General features: G+C 39.7%; 5 protein-coding genes and 6 pseudogenes. 4 read left to right on the top strand and 7 right to left on the bottom strand.

Going from position 1 to position 8,856, the window contains the following annotated elements; translation table 11 throughout:
- Positions 1–33 precede the first annotated feature (33 nt).
- From ACIPUA_RS17575 to ACIPUA_RS17555, 5 genes and pseudogenes are all read right to left on the bottom strand, one after another.
- Complete coding sequence (locus tag ACIPUA_RS17575) at positions 34–939, bottom strand: IS481 family transposase (RefSeq protein ID WP_159242422.1); 906 nt, start codon at positions 937–939, stop codon at positions 34–36.
- A 154-nt stretch (positions 940–1,093) separates the two neighbouring features.
- Positions 1,094–2,293, bottom strand: coding sequence for an IS91 family transposase (locus tag ACIPUA_RS17570; RefSeq protein WP_015344972.1), 1,200 nt, complete (start codon positions 2,291–2,293; stop codon positions 1,094–1,096).
- 33 nt (positions 2,294–2,326) lie between these two features.
- Positions 2,327–2,503 (bottom strand): hypothetical protein, encoded by a 177-nt coding sequence (locus ACIPUA_RS17565; protein ID WP_449059925.1) that lies wholly within the window; start codon positions 2,501–2,503, stop codon positions 2,327–2,329.
- A 379-nt stretch (positions 2,504–2,882) separates the two neighbouring features.
- Positions 2,883–3,373 (bottom strand): annotated as a pseudogene (locus ACIPUA_RS17560) (fimbrial protein).
- 109 nt (positions 3,374–3,482) lie between these two features.
- Positions 3,483–3,809: a helix-turn-helix domain-containing protein gene (locus tag ACIPUA_RS17555; RefSeq protein ID WP_281111417.1), complete on the bottom strand. Its 327-nt coding sequence runs from the start codon at positions 3,807–3,809 to the stop codon at positions 3,483–3,485.
- A 552-nt stretch (positions 3,810–4,361) separates the two neighbouring features.
- Here ACIPUA_RS17555 and ACIPUA_RS17550 point away from each other — a divergent pair.
- The 4 genes and pseudogenes from ACIPUA_RS17550 to ACIPUA_RS17535 form a co-directional block, all read left to right on the top strand.
- Positions 4,362–5,061, top strand: a pseudogene (locus ACIPUA_RS17550) (IS1 family transposase).
- A gap of 307 nt (positions 5,062–5,368) precedes the next feature.
- A pseudogene (locus ACIPUA_RS17545) lies at positions 5,369–5,620 on the top strand (transposase); the annotation flags it as partial.
- 223 nt (positions 5,621–5,843) lie between these two features.
- Positions 5,844–7,076, top strand: a complete 1,233-nt coding sequence (locus ACIPUA_RS17540; RefSeq protein WP_281111418.1) for an IS110 family transposase — start codon at positions 5,844–5,846, stop codon at positions 7,074–7,076.
- 120 nt (positions 7,077–7,196) lie between these two features.
- Positions 7,197–8,120, top strand: a pseudogene (locus tag ACIPUA_RS17535) (IS3 family transposase); the annotation flags it as partial.
- A 188-nt stretch (positions 8,121–8,308) separates the two neighbouring features.
- On the opposite strand, the pseudogene ACIPUA_RS17530 reads toward ACIPUA_RS17535, so the two are convergent.
- A pseudogene (locus ACIPUA_RS17530) lies at positions 8,309–8,566 on the bottom strand (recombinase family protein); the annotation flags it as partial.
- Positions 8,567–8,650: 84 nt separating this feature from the next.
- A pseudogene (locus ACIPUA_RS17525) lies at positions 8,651–8,856 on the bottom strand (hypothetical protein); the annotation flags it as partial.

Raw genomic sequence — 8,856 nt, 5'->3', positions numbered from 1 at the left:
TGTGTCACTCAGAACCTCGGCTGACGTTTAGTCTTAAAGACCAAGCTTATTTTTTAACACTTCATACGGTGTTTTACCAGCATGAGCTGAGTGGGGGCGATGACAATTATAAAATGCCTCCCATTCAGCTAATTTTTCGTGTAAATCGACATCATCCTTATAATCGATTAATTGATAAAATTCCTGTTTATCTGTTAAATGAGAACGCTCTACTTTCCCATTCAATCTGGGGGTAGCTGGCTTAATATAGACATGCTCCATCCCTAGATCATGAATATGCCAATTAAATTTCGATTGGAATTCGTGCCCATTATCCGTTCTAATCGTTTTGATTCTAAAGGGAAATTTATTTACAACATAATTAATAAAATCAATAGCATTAGCCTGATTGTGCCTTTCATAAATTTTAAGTGCTCTGATCCGTGTCGCATCATCAATTGCTGTATATTGAAAACGTTTAATTCGTTGTCCATCAGGCGTATTAAAAAATAAAAACTTCACATCAACCTGAACATGGTGCCCTGGCACTTGTTTCTGATAACGTTTAAATAGTGGTTTAGAGCGACTTCGCTGATTTTGGGGAAGTTGGTTTAATTTGTTTCTGAGCAATACATAATAGCAGCCAGAGCGTGATATTTTGATGTTATGAAACCGTAGAAGATACCAAGCGATACGTTGGGGACCAAAATGGTAAGTCGTACGCAGATAAATAACCAGCTCTTCGATGTGTTTTGCAACTCTTCTGGTTGGATTTTCAGGGCAGGGTTTATTGTTGATTAATCCTTTCTCGCCATCTCGTTCATAAGCTCTTTTCCAAGTATAAAAAGTTTCTCTACTGATCCCAAAATGACGACAAGTTTTAGCAATATTTTTGCTCTCACGGGCATGATTTAAGATTTTTGTTTTATGTGCAATATCTCGTTTAGCTTTAATGTTCATGGTTAGGAAATTCGATTAACAGTTTAATGAGTTAATAACGATATGTTTCGTCATCAGAGTCTACTAAAAGGTCTCTATCGTATTTAAACTTAACCTTGCTAACGCGTAACCGCACTATTTTTAACCAAAAACTGAAATGATAGGCACACTGATCCTAGGCTGCGGTTTGTAACCATCGCTTTTTAGCCATTTTATCCCGCCTTTCTGACAGTAAAGTGACCGCGTGTAGGCCTTTTTCGGCACTCATAAACCGCAGTCGGTTTCCGCATAAAATACATTGGTACGGATCCGTGTTTAAAAATCCTTTGGTCAGGGCTGCAAACCCCGGTTTTTCAGGCACGTTAGGATGAATCATGTCCAACGCGTCATACACTTTAGGTAATAAGTGCCCACGTTTGCGATTGGCTAAAAAACCGTAATAGCGGATCATTTTAAAATGGCGAGCTGGGATATGACTGACATAACGTCTTATCATTTCTTCTTGGGATAAAATTTGTCGCCGATGTTGCTGGCTGTGGTGATCATAATAATGATGGAGCACGGTGCCGCCGCTGTAGTGTTTCAATTGAGAGGCCGAGATAGGCGGACGTTTTAAGTAACGCCCTAGATATTTGACGTTGTGCCACGCGCCTCGGGTTTTCTTAGCAAAATGGAGTTTCCAATAACGTTGAAACTGGGCATTGAGGTAACGACACCACGTTGGGTAATCGCGAATATGCCCGAAACCAGGCAATTTATTCGGTTGTAACTGAACATAGTTGTCTCGAAGGAGCCGAATAACGGCACTGCGCCAGACTTTTTCGACGTCTTTCTTTTTAAAGAAAATCGGCTTCCAGGTGTCGTATTTGGTGAGACCGCCTCGGGTGACGGATAAATGAATGTGGGGATGTTGATTGAGTTGGCGACCATAGGTGTGCAGTGCACAAAAAATGCCAATGTCGAGTCCAAGGCGTCTAGCGTATTTGAGCATAGCACGGGTGGCACAGCGAAAGAGTTGGTTGAGCAAGGCCCAGTTGTTATTGAAAAAAGGCCAAAGCAAGTGCGGCATCGTGAGAGTGATATGTTGCCATTCGCAATCTGGCAAAATATGCCGTTGTTGGGCGATCCACTGTTCGGTGCCTTTGAGCCCACACGCACTGCAAGCTTTGGATTTACAGGTTTGACAAAAGAAGCGCGAATGCGTGCATTCAGGAGAAGAACAGCAATAACGTCGAACGCCCATCGCGCAGGTGCTACAGGCGAGCATCTTTTCAACACAGAGGAGTTGCCATTCATCGACAGGGTTGTTATCAATGAAGCGGTTCCATCCGTCGTCATATTGAAATAGCAGTTTAGTGGGTCTGGGAATATACATGAAGCAGAGTATAAAAGACGAGAAGAGAGTTGCCTAGAAATAGAGCGGCTTTGCCGCGATGCTCACGCCAAAGGCGTGCTTATGTTCTTTCCATACGTAAACAATCGATGAATTATTTCCTGTCATGCCATACTTTTTACAATCAAAAGTTCCTGATGTTCCTGATGTTGCTGATTTCGCTGAGGCATTTGGGATATACACTGTAGTCATAATAGAGCGCCTAACCTTGACAAAATTTTCGATATAACGTCGAGCAGTAGATTCATTGTCTAATAAATTACTACAATCTATCTGATCTATAGTAAAATATCTCACATATTCTCCATTGGAGTATAAAATGGAAATATAAACCGAATCTTTTCTATGGCACCCACCGCACTTATCTCCAGGCCAATCTCCTTTATAATAAAAAAACGTTACTTGGATCCCCTACATATATAGCAGAACCACTCTTTCCATCCGAAGATAAATCAACATTAAAATCCGCAAAACAAATAGAAGTATAAAATCCCAACACAGAAAAGATCAAAATTTTAATCATATATAAAAACCTCTAATAAATATTTTTTTTCTGGCTATTAAGCATTAATTATTCGTACGACAGCGTAAAGCCAGCTACGGAGCTAAATTCACCGGCAGTGATAGTTTTAATATCATCAGCATTACCCATTAAATGCGCCGAAAAATGCAGAGTGTTATTACCATCCTGAATATTTTGGAATGGAGTTAGTGTACCTAACGTAATTACATTCCCGCCACCATTTGTAATTTGCACGCCTGCTCCGTGCCAGTACCAACGATACCTAACGTTTTATTTGACTTATCAAATGAAGCTGCTGCACCACTAAATGTTAATTGAACGCCTTTCTTTACGTCAGTTACATCACAATTTTCTAAAGAGATGTCAAAAGTACGTGGAGTAGATTTACCACCATTAACTAAAGCCATATTTGATATTTGTCCAAACTCAACAGTTTGATCAATTGAATTTGGTGCAATAGAACATGGTACATCAATAATAGAGCCTTTAAAATTCACTTTTCCATGGCCCATATCTGCTGCAAAAATAGAGGTGCTCATAGCACTAGAAACTAGTGCTAATAAAAATATTTATTCATATATTCCTAGATTATTTACAAAATTTTCAAAAGTTTTTATTTTTGTGAAAATGTTTAAATTACGATGGTTATTAAAAGTAGGTAGTATCGGAAGATGCAATTATTGATTTCAATAATATTGGGTTATCAGAATTCCCATCCTCCATTTCAACTAAAATATATTTAATTATTTTTTCAAGTGGAACATTTAAAATAAATGATAAATTAAATAACGTACTCAAAGAAATTTTATTAACTCCACGTTCATATCGAGACATCTGTTGTTGTGATATATTTAATTTTTTTGCTAGTTCATCTCCTGTCATTCCACGTTCTCTTCTAATTCTCTTAATAATTTTTCCGCAATAAGTGGAAATTTCATTTTCGTGACTAATAATTATATTTTTTTTAATTTGCATGTTTATTATTACTTCCAAAAAAATAAAAATGATTATCTATTATTAATTGTCCATAAATGATTAGCTGTTTTTTTAATTAACACAATTATAAAAATTAAATAATTAAAAGTAAAACTCCTTTAATTGAACCGTATATTAAGTATCAAATTGTTACAACTTTTACTAAATAGTGATAAAACTTTAAATATCAATTAATTATAAAAAAACATCAGTTTAATTGTTTTTTATCCACTCGAAAATGGATAAAAAAAAATCAATATTTTAATCTAAAAATAAACTAAAAATAGATATTTAACGTTGAAATTTACGAAAATTAATAATTTGACTTAAATGTTTGCAAAAAAAACAAAAAAGAAACACAACACGCATTTATTGGGTTTTTTATTTAATGAAAAAAGCTTAATAAAATAATAATAATCATTATTTTTCAAATAATTACCTTCAAACTCTATTAGAGCGTTAATGGTTAGGGAAATGGATGAATTGTTTAACGGGTCATGTATTCAATCCGGTGTGTATCCTGTAATATAGGTAATTTACCGGAAAATAGTCATGACTAAAGTCGATGTAAGGTGCGCATTTTGTCTACAAACTTCCTCAGTGAAAAAACATGGATTAGGGAGTACTGGCAACCAACATTATCGTTGCCAAGACTGCAGCCGAAGCTTCCAACTCGATTATGAATATCGAGCCTGCCAACCCGGAACTCAAGATAAAATTATCGACCTAACGATGAATAATGCAGGTATTCGTGATACTGCCAGGGCTCTTCATATCAGCATTAATGCTGTTGTTCGTACTTTAAAAACTCTCGCCTAATCAGGTAACTTCTTTACCCCTTGATAATTTGCACATTGAACTCCTTTGCAAGGTTGATGAATAGTAGTCTTTTGTCGCTAATAAGAGGCAACAACGCTGGCTCTTATATGCTTGGGAGCCCCGTCTAAAACGGATTATTGCTCATATATTTGGTCGTCGAAACAAGAGCCCCCTTCGTCAGTTACTGGCTTTACTATCGAGGTTTAATGTGGCTTTTTGGTGCGCGGATAAGTTCAGTGCTTATGAGATATTGTCCAAACAAAAATATGTGGTAAGTAAGTTTTATACACAACGAATAGAAAGAGAGAATTTGAACTTGAGAAACCGTTTAAAGCGACTTAACCGTAAGACTTTAGGTTACTCAAAGTCACCAGAAATGCATGACAAAATCATCGGCACATTCATAGAGCGTGAATACTATCTATTATTATGATGATCTCTATATTGAATACACCCCCCTTTTTCTGTACTCATAAACCGCGGTCGGTTCCCATATATGTTAATGATGATAAACTTCATTTCTCAATAACACATTAATTTTATTTGGTTTTTAAAGACCAACAACTTCCACCATACAATGTAGAGCCAACGATTTCTTCCCATATACCATGTTCGATGAGTAAGTGTTTAACCGATTGAAATTCGATAGCGCTTAAAACGCATTCCTTGAAGTGGCATAGTTAATTTGGCCACCTGAGTAGAGGTGATATTCTTACCTCAATAACATCACAGGTGAGCACATGGTTAAGCAATATTCCGCAGAGTTTAAACTCGAAGCTGCTAAAATGGTCGTTGACCATCATTACTCCGTGGCGAAAGCCGCACAGGCAATGGGCGTGAGCCTGGCCGCACTTAATCGCTGGGTTAAAAAGCTGCGATTAGAACGTCAAGGTAAAACACCAACAGGGCTCCCACTTACGCCTGAACAGATTGAACTTCGTGAGATGAAAAAAAAGATACAACGCCTTAAAATGGAAAACGAAATTCTAAAAAACTGCCTACATGTCACAACATCCCCCATCTGACTAGAAACACATAACGATCTATACTCTACATTAACCGGATAGTGGTCGTACGCCTTTTGGAGACATAAATCCCGTCAAAAAACCTGACCCAGGGAAAGCTGCGGACCCGATGTTGGTGACATAGACCCCGTTTAGGAAAGTGATTAATCCGAGTTCCCCATCCGGTATTTACCATTAAGTCGAGGTCATCATGTCGAAATTACAACCAAAATCCCAATCGCTTCCCGTCATCAACCCCAATGCTGCGGGGATTGATATCGGTGGACGCTTTCACGTTGTCGCAGTTCCTCCAGAGTGCTGTGACGAACCAGTCCAAACCTTCAAAGCATTCACTGGCGATATTCATAACATGGCTCATTGGTTAGCTAAGTGTGGCATAACGACCATTGCCATGGAGTCCACGGGAGTATATTGGGTACCTGTGTATGAAATTCTGGAAGAGCATGGTTTTGAGGTTGTCCTTTCCAATGCACGTGATACCCGAGCCGTTCCTGGAAGAAAAACCGACGTGGGAGATGCGCAATGGATCCAACGACTTCATGCATGTGGTTTGCTCAAAGCCAGTTTTAGACCCGAAGCGATCATTGCTGAGCTTCGTGCGTATATGCGTGTGAGAGAACGCCTTTTGGACTATGCAGCTGCGCATATTCAACATATGCAAAAAGCACTCACTTATATGAATATCCAATTGAGTATTGTGGTTTCGGATATCTCTGGCGTCACGGGTATGAAGATTGTTAGAGCTATAGTCGCAGGAGAGAAGAACCCAAATGTCTTGGCAAAATTAAGAGATCCACGTTGTAAAGCGGACGAACAAACGATTAGTGCAGCACTAAACGGAAATTATCAGCCAGAACATTTATTTGCACTTCGTCAGGCTGTTCTTATGTATGATGCCTATCAGTTACGAGTCGATGAATGTGATGTGCAAATTGAATCAGTACTCAACAGGCTTTGCATGGATTCAAGTGAGCCTAAAGAGCCTATTCCCAAACCCAAGAATAGAACCAAACAGCCCAACGCAATGACGTTTGATGTGCGAGAAAAATTGTATCGCTTAATAGGAATAGATCTCACACAAATACATGGCATCGGCTCTTTTCTTGCATTACGACTGATATCTGAATGTGGCACGGATATGAATAAATGGCCAACCGAAAAGCATTTTACATCATGGTTAACATTGTGCCCAGGGTCAAAAATTAGTGGTGGTAAGGTGATGTCGTCCCACTCCCGAAAGAGTAATAATCGAGTTGTCGCTCATCTCAGGCTTGCTGCAACGACGGTGGGTCGGTCAGATACAGCCCTAGGTGCGTTTTATCGAAGACTCTCATCTAGGGTAGGTAAAGCAAAAGCGGTAACCGCGACAGCAAGAAAAATAGCCATACTGTTTTACAATGCAATGAAATATGGAACAAAGTAACAAGATCCTGGCGCTGAATACTATGAGAAGCGGTATAAAGAACGGGTAATAAAAAACCTTAAACGTCAGGCTGAGAGAATGGGGATGTTCTTACAGGCAAAAGAAGAATGTGTTTCTTAGGAAGGCTACGGCGCTCTTAATGTCGGATTCATTGAAGGATTCTCGATAATCGACAAACTAAGAGCGCATTATCCTGTCACAACACTTTGCCAACTTTTTGAACGTCATCGCAGCAGCTATCGTCATTGGCACCTTCGGATGAAAAATGCCATACCGGATGGGGAACGAGCGATTAAACGCAGCTTAGTTAAAGACGCTTGGAACTTAAGCGGGGGCTCTGCTGGCGCAAGGACTCTCGCCACGATAGTGACGACTCAATACGGAGTGAATATGAGCCGTTACCTTGCCGGTAAGTTAATGAAAGAACTTGGAATTACGAGTTGCCAGCACGTAAAATATCGCTATAAACGCGGAAGTAAAGAACATGTCGACATCCCTAATTTACTCGACCGCCAATTTGCTGTTACCTCCCCCAATCAAGTGTGGTGTGGCGATGTTACGTATATTTGGACAGGAAGGCGATGGGCTTATCTGGCTGTTGTGTTAGACCTCTTTGCCCGAAAACCTGTTGGTTGGGCGCTATCCACGTCCCCCGACACAGGGTTGACATTAAAAGTCCTACAAATGGCTTGGGAAATGAGGGGGCAACCAAAAGGGCTGATGTTTCATAGTGACCAAGGGAGTCATTATACCAGCCTTGAATACCGTCAACGATTATGGCGTTATCAAATCACCCAAAGTCTGAGCCGAAGGGGAAACTGTTGGGATAATAGCCCAATGGAGCGATTTTTTAGAAGTTTAAAGTATGAGTGGATGCCTTCAATCGGTTATGAAAGCTTGAAAGAAGCAGAGCGTAGAATTATCGGTTATATCACGGGTTATTACAGCGGCATCAGACCTCACTGGTATAACGGGGGATTGACGCCAAATGAATCAGAGCGACTGTTTTACAAACAGTCTAATAGTGTGGCCAATATTAGTTGACCACTTCACCTCTTCTCCTTTTGGTGAGATCAGAAGATAACCTTCAGGTATGCGAACAGAGGATTGAAACACAGATTTCGTGGATAAACGATAAAATGTAGTGATTGTGTACGCTCGGCGTAATAGGATGAGCAGCTGTTCTGTTGATACCGCCATATATTTATCCTCCTTTATAAATAGAAAATAGGTTATTTTTTCTGATAACGCAGCTGAATTCGACAGACTTGTGAACAACTATAGCCTGTGGCATCGGCGGTTTCACGAATACTCAGCTCTTTGTATTTTCGGTAATAAATCACTTTCTCATGGCGCTCTTTATCTGCCTGCTTTCCTTTGTATTTACCTAAATTTTGGGCACGTTCGATACCTTGTTTTTGTCGTTCAAGGCGACTGATCCAATCTTTTTGTGACATGGCCGTCATCAAATCAATCAACATGGTATTAATGGGCTTGTTGCAAATAATAAATTAGCGTATTTTTTGCCCCATGCCCCATGGCATGTTTCACGCTAAAACCGTCTCCACATTGAATTAGCGACTCATAAAGGCAGAGCGCTCCCGTACACGAAACTCGGGTTCATCACGACGTAGCCATTCATCAAATTGACCTTTATTCAGTTTTTGCAAAGTTTCAATGCCTTGGATTGTCGCCCAGGCCCGCTTAGAGATTTTGACCCCCCCGTTCAGCCAGCATATCACTGACGTTGGCATAACTGAGTGGTGTTGAGCCATACTAA

This window comes from Providencia sp. AGC89, assembly GCF_053543535.1.
Note: the sequence above shows the minus strand (reverse complement) of the source record. Positions and strands in the feature narration are given on the sequence as shown.